We start from the raw sequence: 16,995 nt of genomic DNA, 5'->3' as shown, positions 1-16,995 counted from the left end.
TGGGGACAGCATGAACTACGGGGGTGATCGGACGGGCCTGCGCATTCGGGGGAAGCGCGCGGGCTCGGTCCTGACGGGGACGATCTTGATGCTGGGGCTGCTCGCGGCTCACGGCGTCGTCAGTGCCGCGGAGGCGCCGGTCGGCGACCAGGCGCCGATGCAGGCGTCGGATCTCAGCGTATCGTCGGTCGGGACGGTCGCACCGGCGCGGTCGCGCTTTCTGTCGCTCGGCATCGGCAAGTCCGTCGTCATCGACCTGCCGCGCGAGGTCAAGGACGTGCTGGTCGCCGATCCCAAGATCGCCAATGCGGTGATCCGCTCGGCGCAGCGCGCCTATATCATCGGTGGCCAGGTCGGCCAGACCAACGTCGTGTTCTTCGCCGCCGACGGCCAGCAGGTCGCCTCCTATGACATCGCGGTGAAGCGCGACCTCAACGGCATGCGTGCGGCGCTGCGGCAGTCCCTGCCCGGCGTCCAGATCGAAGGCGTCGGCGACAGCGTGATGCTGACCGGCTCGGTGTCGAGCCCGGTCGAGGCCCAGCAGGCCGGCGATGTCGCCGCAAAGCTTGTCGGCGGTTCGGACAAGGTCGTCAACAACATCGTCGTACGCGGCCGCGATCAGGTCATGCTCAAGGTCGTGGTCGGCGAAGTCCGCCGCGACATCGTCAAGCAGCTCGGTGTCGATCTCAGCGCCAGCCTGAACGCCGGCACCGCCGTGGTGAATTTCAACAATTCCAACCCGTTCTCGGTCTCCGGCGGGCCGATCGTCGGCAGCAATGGGCTCGGCGTCACCGGGCTCGCCAAGGGCGTCGCCACCGTCAACGCGACGATGCGGGCGATGGAGAGCGCCGGTGTCATGCGCACGCTGGCCGAGCCGAGCCTGACCGCGATCTCGGGCGAATCCGCCACTTTCGTCGCCGGCGGTGAATTTCCGATTCCCGGAGGCTATGCCTGCGATCCGGTCACACACGTCTGCACCACCCAGGTCACCTACAAGAAGTTCGGCATCTCCCTGAACTTCACCCCGGTCGTGCTCAGCGAAGGCCGCATCAGCCTGCGCGTGATGACCGAGGTCTCGGAGCTGTCGAACACCAACTCGATCACGTTGACGCAGGCCGTGTCCGGGAACTCGACCAACTCGATCACCATCCCTTCGGTGCAAACCCGCCGCGCCGAAACGACGCTGGAAATTCCGTCGGGCGGCTCGATGGCGATGGCCGGCCTGATCCAGCAGCAGACCAAGCAGGCGATCAACGGGCTGCCTGGTGTCGACCAGGTGCCGATCATCGGCGCGCTGTTCCGCAGCCAGGACTTCGTCAACAACGAGACCGAGCTGATGGTGATCGTGACGCCCTATGTGGTGCGCGCGGTGGCCCAGAAGGAATTGTCGCGGCCCGACGACGGCTTCGCGCCGGCCTCGGACGCGCAGAGGGCGCTGCTCGGCCGGGTCAACCGCCTCTACGGCGTCGCGAGCCGCGTCGATCCGGTCGCCGGCACGCCTGGTGATTTCGGCTTCATCATCGACTGAGACGAACGGTTTGGGGACCGGGCAAGACACGGGGCAAGAGGGGATCAGGCGATGACGAAGACGAGAGCCGATCGACGTCGCAGCGTAAGCATCGCGCTGGCACTGGCGGGGTTGTCCGTCATGCTGGGCGCCTGCAACACCACCGAGATCGTCACCCAGACGGTGCCGACCGATTATCGCCAGCGCCACCCGATCGCGGTGCAGGAAGGCAAGAAGTCGATCGTGATCTTCGTCGGCAAGAGCCGAGGCGGCCTCTCGGCTGCGCAGCATGCGGACGTCGCGGGCATCGCGCGGGACTGGGTGCGCGAAGGCAGCGGCTCCGTCGTCGTCGACGTGCCCGTCGACACCGCCAATTCGCGCGCGGCTGCCGCGAGCTATCAGGAGATCCGTTCGGTGCTCACGTCCGGCGGCGTGCCGTCGCGCGCCATCGTCCAGCGGCCCTATCGCCCTGACGATCCCGGGCTGCTGCCGACCATCCGCCTCAGCTATTCGAAGATCACCGCGGTCGCCGGCCCCTGCGGGCTGTGGCCGGAAGACGTCGGCCCCAACATCCTCGATCCCGGCTACAACGAGAACCGGCCCTATTTCAATCTGGGCTGCGCCAGCCAGCGCAATCTCGCCGCGATGATCGACAACCCGGCCGACCTCGAGCAACCGCGCGCCGAGACGCCCGCCTATACCGCACGGCGCGACATCGCGTTCGAGCGCTATCGCAAGGGCACGACGACGACCACCACCTATCCCGAATCCGACAAGGCCAAACTCAGCGACACCGGCAGATGACAGCCATCCACGACGAAGACGCGGACGATCCGCAGCATCCCGAGGAACATATCGCGCCGGTTCCTCGCATTTCGGTGCAAGCCTTTTGCGAGACCGAGCAGACGCTCAACGCGGTGACGGCGGCTGGCCAGGATCGCCGGCTCGCCAAGGCCCACCTCAGCGCCAAGGACGGCGGCCTCGCCGCGGCGATCGAAGCCTATGAATCGATGCCGACGCCGAACGTGATCGTCATCGAGTCCGACGGCACGCGCGACATCCTCGAGGGACTGGACGATCTCGCCGGCGTCTGCGATCCCGGCACCCGCGTGGTCGTGATCGGCAGCCCCAGCGACACCGCGCCCTATCGCGAGCTGGTGCGCCGCGGCGTCAACGACTACGTGGTCGGACCGGTCGAGACGCTCGACGTGGTCCGCTCGATCTGCAGCCTGTTCTCGGCCTCCGAGGCCATCATCACCGGCCGCGTCATCGCGGTGGTCGGCGCCAAGGGCGGCGTCGGCGCGTCCACGGTTGCGCATAATCTGGCCTGGACCATCGCCCGCGACCTCTCGCTCGATTCCGTCGTGATCGATCTCGACCTCGCCTTCGGCACCGCGGGCCTCGACTACAACCAGGATCCGGTGCAGGGCATCGCCAATGCGGTGCTGTCGCAGGACCGGCCGGACACGGCGCTGATGGAACGCCTGCTCGCCAAATGCACCGATCGCCTCAGCCTGTTGGCGGCGCCCGCCACGCTCGACCGCGTCTACGATTTCGGTGCCGAAGCTTTTGACGCGGTGTTCGACACGCTGCGCATGACGACGCCCTGCATCGTGCTCGACGTTCCCCATCAATGGTCCGGCTGGACCCGCCGCGCGCTGGTGAACGCCGACGACATCGTGATCGTGGCCGAGCCCGATCTCGCCAACCTGCGCAACACCAAGAACATGCTGAGCGTGCTGAAGGCGGCGCGGCCGAACGACCGGCCGCCGCTGTATTGCATCAATCAGGTCGGCATGCCCAAGCGCGCGGAGATCGAAGTCAAGGCCTTCGCCAAGACCATGGAGAGCCAGCCGATCGCGGTGATCCCATTCGATTCGAAACTGTTCTCGACCGCGGCCAATAATGGCCAGATGATCGCGGAGGTCTCCAGGAGCCACCGCACCACCGTTCTGTTCCAGAACATGGCGAACCGCCTCGCCGGCCGCGGCGAGGTGAAGAAACCGAAGCGCTCGCTGCTCGAGCCGCTGCTGAAGAAGCTGAAGGGCAAGTCGGGACGGAGCTCGGCCCCGCATCGCAAGGCGTCGTAGGCGTCACAGCAGAAGGGGCGGATTACCTGTCCGCCCGCTGCTGCTTCTTCGCCAGCAGCTGCTTCAGCGCCGCGACCTTGGCCGCGGCCTGGTCCGGCGGCAAATCTGCCTTCACGAGGATTTCGGCCTCGGCCTCGCGACCCTGCAATCCCAGCACGAGCGCCAGATTGGCGCGGACCCGCGCATCGTTCTGATTGCGCTGATAGGCGCGGCCGAGCACCTGTTCGGCCTTCGACAGATTGTTTTGCAGCATATAGGACAGGCCGAGATTGGACAGCACGGTCGGCTCGTTCGGCACGATCTTCAACGCCGCGGCGTAATATTGCTGCGCTTCCTCGTTGCGGCCGAGCTGATCGAGCACAGCGCCCTGCGCCGACAGGATGCGCCAATCGGGATCCTCAGGGCTATGCGCCCGGCCGAGGACGTCGAAGGCCTGCTGGAAATTGCCGTTGTCGGCGAGCGCGCAGCCATAGCCGGCGAGCAGCGCTTTGTTGCCGGGATGGGCGAGCACGGCCTGCTCGAGCACCGCGACCGCCTGCGCGCGCTGGCCGCTGTCGCGCAGCGCCTTGCCGTATTCGATGGCCATTGCGGGATCGCCGGGCTTGGCGCGATAGCGCTCGCGAAGTGCGTCCATCTCCGGCCTGGCGTCGGCCCTGGTGTCAGACTTGGCGCCGTCCTTGGCGGCGGACTCCTTCTTGCCGCCGAGCGCGCCGGTGACGTCCTCGATGCCGGTGGTCTGACAGCCGCCGAGGGCAAGGATCAGGACGGCAGAACACAGATATCTCGCCGGGGGAAAAGCGAGGGACGAACGCTTGGACATACTCTGATCACTCGGCAACTGATCAGAGATGCTTACCGATTAACGCTAAAGTCCCGTTAAGGAGGCAGGCCTGTCGAGGTTCAGTCGACGAATTCGGCACCGAATTCGCAGCCGATGCGCCAGCGCAGGCGGCATTGGCGGGAATAATCGGGCGCGAAGATGATGGTGAATTGCGGCGGCACTTCCAAAAATTCCGCCACCACCTTCACGCCGCCATCCGAAATGTCCGTGATCGTGCAATCCCGCGGCAGCGAGCCCGCGCCAAAATGGATCTTTGCGAGACGGCTGCACACCCGACGTTCGCTTCTCCGGCGATTTGCAAGCATTTACTTTTCACCCGTTAGACCACGGCCCATCCCGCAGGCCTAGCAGTAGCGGACATTCGTTGGAATGTGCTGAGGAGAGCGACTTGCATTCGAGACGTAGTCTCCGCGTCGCGTTTACGCCCGGTTAGGACTTGACCGGGCGCCAGCGGATTGTTCCCGTATTGTTCTTGCGGAAGCGGCCGCGCTCTGCTACCCCTAATTGCAGGACAGGGCAGGCTGGTTCGGCATGGTTCAGCGGGTTTCCACCGTCGCCTTTGAGGGGATCGAGGCCCGCGCGGTCGACGTGCAGGTGCAGGTCGCGCCTGGCCTGCCGGCCTTCGCCATCGTCGGCCTGCCGGACAAGGCGGTGTCGGAGGCGCGCGAGCGGGTGCGCTCGGCGCTGATCGCCTCGGGGCTGGCGCTGCCGGCACGGCGGATCATCGTCAATCTGGCCCCGGCCGACCTGCCCAAGGAGGGCAGCCATTACGACCTCCCGATCGCGCTCGGGCTGATGGCGGCGATCGGTGCGATCCCGCCGGATGCGCTGACCGGATTCACCGTGCTCGGCGAGCTCGGCCTCGACGGCTCGATCGCGCCCGTGGCCGGCGTCCTTCCCGCCGCGTTCGGCGCCAATATGCGCGAGGAGGGGCTGATCTGCCCGGCCTCCTGCGGCTCCGAAGCGGCGTGGGCGAGCCCGGACATCCAGATCGTTGCGGCGAGCTCGCTGATCCAGATCGCCAACCATTTCAAGGGCACGCAGGTGCTGTCGCGGCCGACGCCGAAAGTGCACGAGGCCGCCGCCTCGACGCTCGACCTGCGCGACATCAAGGGCCAGGAAAGCGCCAAGCGCGCGCTCGAGATCGCGGCCGCCGGCGGACATCATCTGCTCATGTGATTGCTTCAGTGCCCACGAGGGGCTACTGGAGACAACCATGAACCGCATCACCACCGCCGCCAGCCACCGCATCGTTGCTGCCGTCATCAAGACCAGCTGGGCCGTACAGACCGCAGGGGAACGCAAGCAAGCCCTTGGAGAGCGTATGGAGGCTTGGGCGCACCGCCTAGCCGTCCGCTGGCGCTGTGTCGATGACGTCTTGGCAACCATCACCGCAGAAGCCTTGGGACGCTGAGGAGCACACGATGGACGCCCAGCGGCAACCCAAGGCCTACAGCTACAAGCGCTTCTCAACCCCGGCTCAGGAGCAGGGAGACAGTTTGCGTCGGCAGACTGCCATGGCACAGGCATGGGCGGATCGTATGGGCGTCCCTCTCGATACCCAGCTGAACCTGATCGACCGTGGCGTGTCGGCTCTGCACGGCGCCAACAGGGACGTGGGAAACCTTGGTGCATTCCTGAGAGCCGTCGAGGACGGCACCGTGCCGAAGGGATCGTGGCTGCTGGTTGAAAACCTCGACAGGTTGAGCCGTGAGCCGGTGTTCGAAGCATCGTTCACCATGCAGAGTATCATCCGAGCAGGTGTCACCGTGGTGGACCTTTCGGACAACGGTGGACTGGGCCGGGAATACAACAAGACCACGCTCAACAGCCAAGAAGGGCTGATGCACATGATGGCGATGCTGCTGTCATTTGCACGCGGCAACCAAGAGAGCGTGCAGAAAGGAAGGCGCGTCGGGGAAGCCTATGCGAACAAGCGTGCCGTCTTCGCCAGCGAGCAGAAGATCACCAAGCCGTACACCAAGAGGCTCCCCGGGTGGTTACGTTGGAGCGATGAAACAGCCGCCTATGAGCTAATCGAGGAGCGGGCGGAGCGCCTGCGCTGGATGTTCGAAATGGCTGATGAGGGCGTGGGTGCACACAGCATCGCTGCACAGCTCAATGACGCCAAGGAAGACACATGGGGCGCCGGTGGGTGGAAGGCGAAATACTGGCATCGCAGCTATGTCCGCAAGCTGCTGACCAACAAGGCGGCCATCGGCGTCTTTGTGCCGCACACGGTGAGGAAGGTTGAAGGCAAGCGCACCAAAGAACGCAAACCGCAGGAGCCTATCCTGCACCGCTTCCCTGCTGCAGTTGACCGCGAGCTATTCGAGCGAGTGACTGCCCGCCTCAGTACCACCGAGGCACGCGGCAAGAATGCCAAGGCGCCTGTGCGCTCCATCTTCGCAGGCTTGGTGAAGTGCCAGCACTGCGGAGGCACCGTTACCAGAGTGAACAAGGGCGCGCACACGTATCTCGTTTGCGCCGCTGCTCACGCAAAGGCTGGAACCTGCAAGTACGAGAGCGTTCCCTACGATCAGTCGGTGAGAGCGTTCAGGACCAGCCTTCACCGCACCCTCGACAGCGCACCCCGGGGAAATGACACGACCGACATTGACGCCCAGATAGAGCAACTGCGGGTGGAGATTGATGCTGGTGAAGACGCCGTTAACGAGTTGCTGGAGCTGGCTATCGCTGACAAGAGCAGCGCAGCGAGGGAGCGACTGCGGCGATACGAGCAGGAACTGGAAGACCGCAGGAACGACTTGAGGACCGCTCTTGAGCGCCGTGGTGTGCTCATGGGCACCAACGTGGAGAAGCGCTTAGCGGCCGTGGAGAAGGCGCTCACTGCGGAACCTTTGGACACTGAGGCGGCCAACAAGGCCCTACGTGGCGCGGTGAGCAAGATGATCATGAGGCCACAGGACGGCCGCTTAGACATCCTATGGCACCACGCGGACCAGCCGCAGGAGACGCTGTTCATGACGAAGCGTTTCGACTGGGACGGACAGCAGATTGCAGACCAAGAACAAGAAGACGCGGAATGAAGCACCAACTCAGCAAGATCAGACCATTAGACGCGGCGAAGTCCCTTCAGGAAGCCGAGAAGCTGATTGAAAGGCCCAACGTGACCAGCGGGCAACCGGTGTTTGTCCAGGTGCCACCGCAGGACATCCGAGAGCGCTTGGAGTTGTTCCAGCCGCGGCGGCCCGGTTATGGCCTGAGCAAGGTTGATACGAGGCACGTCAACAGCCTCGCCACGCGGATACAGCGGAAGGACATGGACCCGCCGCTGGTTGTGAAGCTGAGGACCACCAACCCCTACACAGAGGCCGTGGACGGACATGAGTGGGTGGTGGTTGATGGACATCACCGCCTTGCCGCCTACCGGAAACTGAAGCACACCGCACCGATCAGGTGTGAATGGTTCGCAGGCACGGTGCGTGAGGCCACAGACGAGAGCCTACGGCGCAACGAGAAGACGCACTTGTTAGTCCAGCAAGGCGATAAGCACGAGGAGGCTTGGAAACGAACATTACTGGGCTGGGGCAGCAAGCGAGAGGTGGTCAAGCTCACGGGTGCTGGCGAGGGTACGGTAGCCAAGATGCGCCGGGCCATAAGGTGCCACCAAGGGTTCAATAAGACCGAGCAATCCGCTGCTGACCGCCTGTGGGGCGAGAAACTGAATAGAGAGTTCGGCACGGACCTGCGCGCCCACACTTGGAACAAGGTCAACGGGGTGCTCTTGGACCTGACGCCCAAGGAATGGGACGTGAATGATGCTGCGGCAAAGCTCTCCCGCGCGCTCGTCACACGGATGACCACGAAGCTCTCTGAGGACCCCGAGGTGACCGCGCGTGCCCTGTGGCTCTACGACCGCGACCTGTGCCCCCAGCTCATCGAGGCCCTGCAGAGGCACGTGAGGAGCCAGCAGGAAGCCGAGGAAGACGAAGCAGCCTACGAGGCACAGGACGTTGATGAATGATGGTTGTCTGGCCGGACAGTCCCGGAAGCCACCACAGGGAGCCCCCGCACCTCTTAGGTATGCATTTAGGACCCTGTGAGTGTGCAACTGCATAGGCGCTAATGAGCCAACCACGAGAGATTTAGAAGAGAAATCAATACGATAGGAAAAAGCAAGCTTCGGGGGTGACGATTGCTGCCTCTGGTATTTTGGCACCGTTACAGTTTATGACTAGATGGCGGGGCGAGCTACTTCGCGGCAAGGCTTGGCAGTATTCGTCCGCTTTAGTCCGCGCATTTTGAAGCCGGGGTGCCGAGGCCGCTCAAAATGGGACCCTGCCAGCCAGATGGGTCCCAAATCATGCTTGGGGTAGCGGAGGCAACCCAATCAAGACTGTGCGGACCCGAACTGGACACTCAGGCTGACGTTCCTCAGGTGGAATAATCGCAAATCCAACGTGTGGAGAGATAGGCCGCGCTTGGATCGAACATACGAGCAAGTCCTCACCAAAGGTCAGCAGGTTTTCGATGAGGACTTCAAGGTCTGGAAACAGAGGCGTCTCTCTACGAGCGTCCTTGCCCTCTCGGCGCCAAGCAGGATCAAGGCGGCCGCCCGATGTAGCGCGGTAGTTCTCCAGCACAAGTGACGTGCCAGCGTCGGGATGCTCGACCGCGTTTCTAAACTTGATGATGTCGGAAACCCACGGCTCTTCGGAACGTAGCATGTGCGTGAAGTCGGCATCTGGGCCGAACGTGTCGGCGGCCCATGTGATCACAGCGCCTTCCTTGAGCTTCCCTTTGTCGATCCAGCTAGTAAGGCGGCTCGCGTCCGCGAACTTGGCCCCAAAGAACAAGTTCAGCACTCGGAGCGCGTCGCGCAGGTAAAGCTTTGCTTCGTACAAGAACGTGTTGACCTCGTCCTCTAAGCCGATCACGAAAGGAAAGCTGCGCGCACCTTGGTCTACTGCAGCAGCGACTTCTTGAAGCGATGCGTCCCGAGCTTGGCACAGGCGTGTATAGGCGTCGAAGCACCGCAGCAGGCTTCGTTGAAGGCAATCGTGGTAGAGCCGAAAAACCTGATCTTGACCGTCCTTGGGAAGGTTGGCGCAGTTGAGCAGCTCCAACGTTTGAACGGAGAGGCGCGCCACGATGGGGTTGCTGGTCCCATGATTGGAGCGCTTTTGGACAATGAACGGTTGCGGTCGCACAGGCTGATCCATAGCTCGGTATAACACCGAACAAAGCCGGAACGCCATCACGATGTTCCCGTTGACGACACCACCTGTTCATGGCTCGCCTTCGTCAACAGCCTTGTAGATGGACAGAGGAGCGATGCGTGTTTGATGATCTTTCCGGCCTCTTCTACGAAAACGTAGAACCTGCCTACCGGAGCTACGCAGAAGTCCGCGAAAGCGGCAAAGCGGGGCGAAACAAGCTGCTGCGTGCGGCGGTTGAAGTGACGACAGCACTTTTCCATTTCAGAGAACACCTTCCGGGGCACCTTGCGCGCACGCGCTCTCAGGCGGTTCTTGAGTGTGCGGACTATCGGTTGATTGCAGACGTTACGAACGTCACGAAGCACAAGGAGCTTACGAGGAGCACGTCAGAAGGCGCACCGTTGGTCCGTTCGGCAGACGCGGTTCACGAACTGATTGTGATTACGCGTTATGAAGATGAAAGCGGGGAGTACTCGGATGTACGCGCGCAGGTGGTTGTCGACTGCGAAGACGGGACAACGAGAAATCTCGACAGCGCGATTGTGACAGTCCTGAACTACTGGGGCGGCATTCTTCGCGCTGCGGGTGTAGCTCCTTATGTACCTCGCAGTCCTGCAGAAGAACCAGGATCACGGTTCGTCGCCCGCGCTGATGCACGACCTCTCGACTTCGAAATTTTGCAGGGCCTTCGTTTCGCATCACACATGCAGTTCAGGAGGTTTGATGTGTTGGAGGGCCGATCCAGCCCTGTTGACCTGACAGGGGCCGACATCTCGTTCAAAATCTACAAACCGTCCTACGTGTTCCAAATCACCGCGACGCCATCCGCGGGTGGTCCAAGCTTCACCTGCTCACTCGAGCTGACCGAAGAACAGTCCCTAGCGTTCCACCAACTCAAGACGGACAGCGAACGTACTGAGTTTTTGAAAGCCATTGCAAACGAGCGTCAGGCGGAAATCAGCTCGAAACTTCGGAGTGCTGCTCAGGACGCCGGCAAGCCCGTAGGTTAAGACGCAACCCGCACCTGCCGTTCGCGACAAGCAAGCACTGCGGCCGCCGCTCGGGAGGCCCCTGCCCTTTGAAGTCGCGTATTTCGAAACGTGGCGCGGGGGATTGAGCAAAATAGGGTCCGGTGTTGGATAGGGGACCCGTAAAGATCCAGAGGGGGAACAGCAGAAGCAGTCATATTTTGGCATTGACGAAATCACCTGCTCATGATCGGCGCGCCGGGCGCGGGCAAATCGATGCTGGCGGCGCGCCTGCCCTCGATCCTGCCGCCGCTGTCGCCAAGCGAGCTGCTCGAGGTCTCGATGATTGCCTCCGTTGCCGGCGAGATCGAAGGCGGCGCGCTGACGGCACGGCGCCCGTTCCGCTCGCCGCATCATTCCGCCAGCATGGCCGCCCTCACCGGCGGCGGCGCGCGCGCCAAGCCCGGCGAGATCTCGCTGGCGCATCAAGGCGTGCTGTTCCTCGACGAATTGCCGGAGTTCGATCCGCGCGTGCTGGATTCGCTGCGCCAGCCGCTGGAGAACGGCGAGGTCGCGGTGTCGCGGGCCAATCACCGCGTCACCTACCCTGCCCGCTTCATGCTGGTCGCGGCGATGAATCCCTGCCGCTGCGGCAATGCGTTCGAGCCCGGCTATGCCTGCAAGCGCGGCCGCATCGACCGCTGCTCCGCCGATTACCAGGCGCGCATCTCCGGTCCCCTGATGGACCGCATCGATCTGCGCATCGAAGTGCCGGCGGTGACCGCCGCCGACCTGATCCTGCCGCCGCCGGCGGAAGGATCGGCCGAGGTCGCTGCCCGCGTGGCGGCGGCGCGCGACATCCAGCTGGCGCGCTATGCGAACGCAGGCCTGCCCCATGTCCGCACCAATGCCGAGGCCCCCGCTTCCGTGCTGGAGGAGATCGCAAAGCCGGACGCGCAGGGTCAGAAACTGCTGCGCGACGCCGCCGAGACGATGCGGCTGTCGGCGCGCGGCTATCACCGCGTGCTGCGCGTGGCGCGCACGCTGGCCGACCTCGATCATGCCGACAAGATCGGCCGGCTGCACCTTGCCGAAGCGCTGTCCTACCGCGCACTCGCGGAGGATGTGCGCCAGCTGGCGTAAGCGCCCTCGCATCAACCCGGCGGTAACGACTTTCCTTTACGCTCTGCAAACCATAAGGCCCGACGCGTTGCGATTGTAAGTTTCCCCACGGGCCCGGCGAGTAGAGCGTCATGTTGCGTTTCAAGTTCCTGGCCTCGGCTGTTCCCCTGCTCGCGGCTGCGGTGTTCGCCCGCGCCGAGATCGGTTCGGTGTCGCATCCCTGCATCGCGCTGGGCGACACATCGGTCGAGCTCACCTCGCTGTTCTGGACCGCCGGCGTGCATGTCGCCTTCACCGACGATCCCGCGCGGGCCACGGTACGGGTGCAGATCACCGAGGATGCCGACGCTGCGGATTTTGCCGTGGTCGACGACGGCCTCGGCTCCGAGCCGGCCTCCTGCCAGGCTAGTCCCTCGACGCGTCTCGTCTCGATCGCCGCGCAGCCGGTCGACGGCGGCCAGGTGGTCTATCTCTCCAGCGAAGGACCGGCGGATTACCGCATCTTTGTGCGCTCGAAGACGTTCTCGCCGCGTGAGGCGGCAGCGCTGATCGTCGGCGCGCACGGCGGCCATGGCCGCTTCCAGGCGGCTTCGCTTTAGAGCTTTATTGTTTGAGCATGATCTCCGCGCAAACGCGTTCCGCGTTTGTCGCGAGGGAAAACCGCTACACACTTTTCGCTAACGCGGCCCTTCGGGTCCGGATCATGCTCTGACCCGTTAACACCTCGTCAACCCTGTTCGGAGGCGGCGCCACAGCCGCAAGCTGTTCGCAAGGTCGGCGGGCCATCGTCGCACGCGGCGGCGGGGTTTCAGGCAAGGGTCGGTTGCCAAGGGTCGGTTGTGATGGGTCGGACGTTCCGGATCAAGGTGCGCATGCGTCGCTTCAGGCGGCATCATCCGAGGCTCGCCTTCGCGATCCGCTCCTTCATGATCTTCTCGACGACGTTCGGCGGCGCCTATGGCTTCGTGTCCGGCAGCCGGTCCGAGAATTCCGGCTACGATCCCCACACCTTTGCGATCGGCGCCAGCTTCCTGTTCGCGCTCGCCTGTCTCGGCCTTGCAACGCTGAGCATGCGCCTGCGCTTCGTCAATAAGCGGCTGCGGACGCTCGCCGCCCACAACGAAGCGTTGATCGACCGCAATTGGGAGCTGAAGGAGGCGGAAGAGCGCGCCCGCAGCCTGTTCGAGCAGCAGGGCGACCTCATCGTGCTGCGCGCTACCGATGGCCGCATCACCTTCGCCAACGAGGCCTATTGCGCGCTCGCAGGACAGGCGCGCAGCGCGCTGGTCGGCACGCGCTTCGATTTCGACGTGCTGGAGCAGGGCGACAGCGCCCGCGAGAGCAACGGCACGCGCATCCACGACCAGAAGATCGCAACGCCCCTCGGTGCGCGCTGGATCGCCTGGCGCGAGGGCTATGTCCGCCTCGATGCCGGCCAGCCCGCCGAATTGCAGAGCGTGGGACGTGACGTCACCGACCGCACCGAGACCGAGCGTGGATTGTCCGATGCGCGCGACCAGGCCGACGCCGCCAACCGCGCCAAGTCGCGCTTCCTGGCGATGGCCTCGCACGAAATCCGCACGCCCCTGAACGGCATCATCGGCATGGGCGGCCTGTTGCTCGACACAAATCTGACGCCGGAGCAGGTGACTTATGCCAGGGCGGTGAAGACCTCGGGCGAAGCCTTGATGGCGCTGATCGAGGAGCTGCTCGACTATTCCAAGATCGAGGCCGGCAAGCTCGACCTCGATCAACGTCCCTTCGCGCTCTCGACCCTGGTCGAGGAGATCACCGAGCTGCTCGCGCCCCGCGCGCAGGCGAAGTCGCTCGAGATCGCCGCCTATGTCGACGAGCGCCTGCCGCTGGAAGTGGTCGGCGACGCCGCGCGGCTGCGCCAGGTGCTGCTGAACCTCGCCGGCAACGCCATCAAGTTCACGAGCAGCGGCGGTGTGGCGCTGATCGTCGAGCCCGGCATCTGGCCGAACGAGATCAGCTTCCTGGTCCGCGACACCGGCATCGGCATCGCAGCCGAAGCCCAGCAGCGCATCTTCCGCGAATTCGAGCAGGCCGACGAGCGCGTCGCCCGCACCTATGGCGGCACCGGGCTCGGCCTTGCCATCAGCGAGCGCATCGTCAAGCGCATGGGCGGCCGGATCACGCTCACGAGCGAGCCGGGCAAAGGCTCGACCTTCGAGGTCGCAGTGCCGCTTCCGCCCTCGCAAGGCGGCGCGGGACAGACCGCATTTCCGAGCCCCGACCTCACCGGCAAGTCGATGCTGCTCGTCGCCGACGGCATCGAAGCTTCGCTCATCGCGCGGCGCCTCGAGCGCTGGGGCGGCCAGACCTGCCTGGTTGCGGATGCGGCGGTCGCCGAAGCACTGCTGCCGGAACGTTTCTGGCACGCGGTGCTGATCGATCGTGCGATCGGCCCTGCCGTGGCCGACCACCTCGGTGAAGCCGCCCGCGCGCATGCCTTGCAGCGCCTCGTGCTGCTGACGTCCAGTTCGCGGCACGAGAAGCTGTCGCCGGCCTTCACCGGCTTTCTGGTGAAGCCGCTGCGAGCGGCCTCGCTCGCCGCGCGTCTAGCTCTGACCCCGGAGGTCGCCTCGCCGGATCTCGCGCCGGAGCCGCCGGCGGCAACCGCCGGCCCCGCGCCGGCGAAAGGCCTGTCGATCCTCGTCGCGGAGGACAACGAGATCAACGCCTTGCTGATGCGCTCGCTGCTGGCCAAGCTCGGCCACCGCGTCGTCATCGCCGTCCATGGCGAGGCCGCGCTGGAATCCTGGCTCGCGGCCTCATCCGCCGGCACGCCCTACGATCTCGTGCTGATGGACATCCAGATGCCGCAGCTCGACGGCATCGAGGCGACAAAGCGCATCCGCGCGCATGAGGCCGCTCTTGGCGCTCAGCACACGCCGATCCTGGCGCTCACCGCCAACACGCTGGTGGAGGATCGTTATGCCTGCTTCGAGGCGGGCATGAACGGATTTCTGATCAAGCCGCTCGACCGCGAGAAGCTCGAGGAGGCGCTCGCGAGCCTCGCCGCGTCCCGGCACCTGACAGTTCCGGATCTCACGGGAACCTGATCTCGTCCGGCGATCGTAATTGAAATCGCGCGCGTTGCGCGTCACGATCCTCAAGGGGGGCATTTGCAACTGAGGATTTTGCGCATGAACGTGCTTTGCCGCCTCGCCCTCATTGTCCTCCTCGCCGGAAGCGTTCGGCACGCTGCCGCCGATACACCTGATCTCATCTCGTCGCTCAAGCAGGGCGGTTACGTCCTGATCTTCCGGCACACCGCGACCGACGACAGCCAGAAGGACGTCTATCCCTTCAAGTTCGATGACATGAGCGCCCAGCGTCAGCTCAGCGAGAAGGGCAGGGAGGCGGCGCGCCAGATCGGGATGGCGATCAGGGACCTCGCGATCCCGATCGGCGATATCTACACCAGCCGGCTGAACCGCGCGGTCGAGGCCGGCAAGCTGATCTCCGGCCGCGAGGTCAAGCCGGTCGATGCCCTGACCGACAGCAGCAACGCCAGCGCATCGGGAATGGCAAACCCGACCGGCGCCAATGCCAAGGCCGGGCAGGCCGTGCGTCAGCTCGTCGACGCGCCGCCGAAGGCGGGCACCAACACGGTCCTAATCACCCACAAGACCAACATCGCCGACGCCTTCGGCAAGGAGGCCGGCGACGTCCAGGAAGGCGAGGCCTTCGTCTACAAGGCCGGCAGCTCGGGCCCCGCCACCTTAGCCGGGCGCATCAAGCTTGCGGATTGGATCGCGAAAGCGGGCAGGTGAGGGACCGGGAAGCGGCCAGGACTGCCGCTCCACCACGATGTCGTGCTACGGACGTCGTGTGGCGAACGAGTGAAGAGCTGGCGAACACGTGAGAACATCGGAAGACCGTTCATTCCTCATCCTGCTCGGCGCGATCTCCGTTGCGTTCGCCTGGGTGCTCTGGCCGTTCTCCGGTGCCGTGTTGTGGGCCACGCTGCTGGCCATCATCTTCGCCCCGTTCTATCGACGGGTCCTGAAGTCCTTGCCCGGGAAGCACAGCCTTGCCGCACTCATCACCGTCGTCGTGGTGGTCGTCATGGTCCTCATCCCCGTAGCGATCGTCATCGCTTCGCTCATCGACCAGGGCGGAGAGCTGTATCAGCGCATTCAGAGCGGGGAGATCAGCCTCGCTCATCCCCTGCAGCAGCTGAAATCCGCGCTTCCCGACTGGGCTGCGTCCCTGTTGGATCGCCTGACCGGCATCGATTTTTCATCCCTGAGGGAACGCCTGTCGGGTCTGGTCGTCCCTGCCGGGCAACAACTGGCCGGACATGCGATCAACATCGGTCAGGTGACGCTGGAGTTCGTCGCAAGCCTGCTCGTGATGCTGTATTTGCTGTTCTTCCTGCTGCGCGACGGTGACGAGCTCAATGCCCGCATTCGCGACGCGCTGCCGCTGCGCCCGAGCCATACCGCCGAAATCCTCGATGCCTTCACGCTGGCGGTTCGTGGAACCATCAAAGGAATCGTTCTCGTCGCTCTGATCCAGGGAGCACTTGGCGGGCTGATCTTCTGGCTACTCGGCCTGACGGCGCCGCTGCTCGCCGGCGCGCTCATGGCGCTGGTCTCGCTTCTGCCCGTGCTCGGCTCCGCCCTGGTCTGGGTTCCGGCTGCACTCTACCTGCTCGTGGCAGGCGCAGTCACGAAGGGGCTCATCCTGCTCGCTTTCGGCACCTTCGTGATCGGGCTTGCGGACAATTTTCTCCGCCCGATCCTGGTCGGCCAGTCGATCCAGATGCCAAGCTATGTCGTGCTGCTTGCCACCCTGGGCGGGCTCGCCTCGTTCGGTGCGAACGGCTTCGTCATCGGCCCGCTCGTCGCTGCGATGTTTCTGACGACGTGGCACATCTTCGTCGTCGCGAAGGTGCAACAGGGAGCCCGGAAATGACCGTCATATCGGGCCTGGCGCGGGCGATCCGGCCGACGCGGAATGTCAAGCAGCCGAGGCAATGAAGCGCGGCGCAGAGAGCTTGTCGGGTGTCGTCTGGCCTCCGCGGAAGACGGTATTTGCCTGCGCCGCGCGCTTGCAGTGCGGGCATACGAAGAGATGCGCGATAACCGGGGTCGGCTCGTCGGCGAGCAGTTCCGAGCGGAACCACTTCATCTCCACATGGCAATCCGGGCAGATCGGAGCTTCCAGCTGCTCCGCAGCGCTCCTGAGACGATCAACCATGGTGTGCCCCCGCCGTTTTCCAAGGAATAGCGGAATACCCATTATTGGTCTG

General features: G+C 64.3%; 15 protein-coding genes and 2 pseudogenes. 13 read left to right on the top strand and 4 right to left on the bottom strand.

Annotated elements, in window-relative coordinates:
- The first annotated feature begins 10 nt into the window (after positions 1-10).
- The 3 genes from N2602_RS01040 to N2602_RS01030 are packed head-to-tail and all read left to right on the top strand — an operon-like array spanning position 11 to position 3,597.
- The gene (locus tag N2602_RS01040; RefSeq protein ID WP_172787799.1) at positions 11-1,528 is read left to right on the top strand and encodes a type II and III secretion system protein family protein; all 1,518 of its coding nucleotides are present in this window, start codon (positions 11-13) and stop codon (positions 1,526-1,528) included.
- A 51-nt stretch (positions 1,529-1,579) separates the two neighbouring features.
- Positions 1,580-2,311, top strand: a complete 732-nt coding sequence (locus N2602_RS01035) for a CpaD family pilus assembly protein (RefSeq protein WP_172787800.1) — start codon at positions 1,580-1,582, stop codon at positions 2,309-2,311.
- Entirely contained in the window at positions 2,308-3,597 is a 1,290-nt protein-coding gene (locus N2602_RS01030; RefSeq protein WP_260381486.1) for an AAA family ATPase, read from the top strand. Before N2602_RS01035 ends, N2602_RS01030 begins: the two co-directional genes overlap by 4 nt.
- A gap of 22 nt (positions 3,598-3,619) precedes the next feature.
- Here the strand turns inward: N2602_RS01030 and N2602_RS01025 are convergent, their stop codons facing one another.
- Both N2602_RS01025 and N2602_RS01020 read right to left on the bottom strand, forming a co-directional pair.
- Complete coding sequence (locus N2602_RS01025) at positions 3,620-4,417, bottom strand: tetratricopeptide repeat protein (protein WP_260381485.1); 798 nt, start codon at positions 4,415-4,417, stop codon at positions 3,620-3,622.
- Positions 4,418-4,497: 80 nt separating this feature from the next.
- A complete protein-coding gene (locus N2602_RS01020) occupies positions 4,498-4,743 on the bottom strand; it encodes a PilZ domain-containing protein (RefSeq protein ID WP_018644993.1) in 246 nt (81 codons plus the stop codon).
- Positions 4,744-4,969: 226 nt separating this feature from the next.
- Between N2602_RS01020 and N2602_RS01015 the strand changes: the two are divergent.
- The 4 genes and pseudogenes from N2602_RS01015 to N2602_RS01000 all read left to right on the top strand — a co-directional run.
- Positions 4,970-5,614 (top strand): annotated as a pseudogene (locus N2602_RS01015) (magnesium chelatase domain-containing protein); the annotation flags it as partial.
- 40 nt (positions 5,615-5,654) lie between these two features.
- Positions 5,655-5,852 (top strand): hypothetical protein, encoded by a 198-nt coding sequence (locus N2602_RS01010; RefSeq protein ID WP_260381484.1) that lies wholly within the window; start codon positions 5,655-5,657, stop codon positions 5,850-5,852.
- A gap of 10 nt (positions 5,853-5,862) precedes the next feature.
- Positions 5,863-7,488 (top strand): recombinase family protein, encoded by a 1,626-nt coding sequence (locus N2602_RS01005; RefSeq protein ID WP_260381483.1) that lies wholly within the window; start codon positions 5,863-5,865, stop codon positions 7,486-7,488.
- On the top strand, positions 7,485-8,426 hold the full coding sequence (locus N2602_RS01000; protein ID WP_260381482.1) for a hypothetical protein: 942 nt from the start codon (positions 7,485-7,487) through the stop codon (positions 8,424-8,426). Before N2602_RS01005 ends, N2602_RS01000 begins: the two co-directional genes overlap by 4 nt.
- A 337-nt stretch (positions 8,427-8,763) precedes the next feature.
- On the opposite strand, the gene N2602_RS00995 is transcribed toward N2602_RS01000, so the two are convergent.
- Complete coding sequence (locus N2602_RS00995) at positions 8,764-9,660, bottom strand: hypothetical protein (RefSeq protein WP_260381481.1); 897 nt, start codon at positions 9,658-9,660, stop codon at positions 8,764-8,766.
- An 80-nt stretch (positions 9,661-9,740) separates the two neighbouring features.
- Between N2602_RS00995 and N2602_RS00990 the strand changes: the two genes are divergently transcribed.
- The 6 genes and pseudogenes from N2602_RS00990 (at position 9,741) to N2602_RS00965 (ending at position 16,658) form a co-directional block, all read left to right on the top strand.
- Entirely contained in the window at positions 9,741-10,631 is an 891-nt protein-coding gene (locus tag N2602_RS00990; RefSeq protein ID WP_260381480.1) for a hypothetical protein, read from the top strand.
- 192 nt (positions 10,632-10,823) lie between these two features.
- Positions 10,824-11,732: pseudogene (locus tag N2602_RS00985) on the top strand (YifB family Mg chelatase-like AAA ATPase); the annotation flags it as partial.
- Between the two features lie 110 nt (positions 11,733-11,842).
- Positions 11,843-12,310, top strand: a complete 468-nt coding sequence (locus tag N2602_RS00980) for a hypothetical protein (RefSeq protein ID WP_260381479.1) — start codon at positions 11,843-11,845, stop codon at positions 12,308-12,310.
- A gap of 243 nt (positions 12,311-12,553) precedes the next feature.
- Positions 12,554-14,797: a PAS domain-containing hybrid sensor histidine kinase/response regulator gene (locus N2602_RS00975; RefSeq protein WP_260381478.1), complete on the top strand. Its 2,244-nt coding sequence runs from the start codon at positions 12,554-12,556 to the stop codon at positions 14,795-14,797.
- Positions 14,798-14,881: 84 nt separating this feature from the next.
- Entirely contained in the window at positions 14,882-15,511 is a 630-nt protein-coding gene (locus N2602_RS00970; RefSeq protein ID WP_172787806.1) for a histidine phosphatase family protein, read from the top strand.
- A gap of 88 nt (positions 15,512-15,599) precedes the next feature.
- Complete coding sequence (locus N2602_RS00965; RefSeq protein WP_260381477.1) at positions 15,600-16,658, top strand: AI-2E family transporter; 1,059 nt, start codon at positions 15,600-15,602, stop codon at positions 16,656-16,658.
- 45 nt (positions 16,659-16,703) lie between these two features.
- Here the strand turns inward: N2602_RS00965 and N2602_RS00960 are convergent, their stop codons facing one another.
- On the bottom strand, positions 16,704-16,943 hold the full coding sequence (locus N2602_RS00960) for a hypothetical protein (protein ID WP_260381476.1): 240 nt from the start codon (positions 16,941-16,943) through the stop codon (positions 16,704-16,706).
- Positions 16,944-16,995 lie beyond the last annotated feature (52 nt).

The sequence above is a fragment of the Bradyrhizobium sp. NC92 genome (assembly GCF_025200865.1).
GTDB lineage: Bacteria > Pseudomonadota > Alphaproteobacteria > Rhizobiales > Xanthobacteraceae > Bradyrhizobium.
Note: the sequence above shows the minus strand (reverse complement) of the source record. Positions and strands in the feature narration are given on the sequence as shown.

Excerpts from the sequence above, each read along its gene's own strand:
- N2602_RS01010 (WP_260381484.1), top strand. The coding sequence starts at position 5,655 with ATGAACCGCATCACCACCGCCGCCAGCCACCGCATCGTTGCTGCCGTC.
- N2602_RS01030 (WP_260381486.1), top strand. The coding sequence starts at position 2,308 with ATGACAGCCATCCACGACGAAGACGCGGACGATCCGCAGCATCCCGAG.
- N2602_RS00970 (WP_172787806.1), top strand. The coding sequence starts at position 14,882 with ATGAACGTGCTTTGCCGCCTCGCCCTCATTGTCCTCCTCGCCGGAAGC.
- N2602_RS01000 (WP_260381482.1), top strand. The coding sequence starts at position 7,485 with ATGAAGCACCAACTCAGCAAGATCAGACCATTAGACGCGGCGAAGTCC.
- N2602_RS01025 (WP_260381485.1), bottom strand. The coding sequence starts at position 4,417 with ATGTCCAAGCGTTCGTCCCTCGCTTTTCCCCCGGCGAGATATCTGTGT.
- N2602_RS01040 (WP_172787799.1), top strand. The coding sequence starts at position 11 with ATGAACTACGGGGGTGATCGGACGGGCCTGCGCATTCGGGGGAAGCGC.
- N2602_RS00975 (WP_260381478.1), top strand. The coding sequence starts at position 12,554 with ATGGGTCGGACGTTCCGGATCAAGGTGCGCATGCGTCGCTTCAGGCGG.
- N2602_RS00960 (WP_260381476.1), bottom strand. The coding sequence starts at position 16,943 with ATGGTTGATCGTCTCAGGAGCGCTGCGGAGCAGCTGGAAGCTCCGATC.
- N2602_RS01005 (WP_260381483.1), top strand. The coding sequence starts at position 5,863 with ATGGACGCCCAGCGGCAACCCAAGGCCTACAGCTACAAGCGCTTCTCA.
- N2602_RS01035 (WP_172787800.1), top strand. The coding sequence starts at position 1,580 with ATGACGAAGACGAGAGCCGATCGACGTCGCAGCGTAAGCATCGCGCTG.
- N2602_RS01020 (WP_018644993.1), bottom strand. The coding sequence starts at position 4,743 with ATGCTTGCAAATCGCCGGAGAAGCGAACGTCGGGTGTGCAGCCGTCTC.
- N2602_RS00980 (WP_260381479.1), top strand. The coding sequence starts at position 11,843 with ATGTTGCGTTTCAAGTTCCTGGCCTCGGCTGTTCCCCTGCTCGCGGCT.
- N2602_RS00995 (WP_260381481.1), bottom strand. The coding sequence starts at position 9,660 with ATGGCGTTCCGGCTTTGTTCGGTGTTATACCGAGCTATGGATCAGCCT.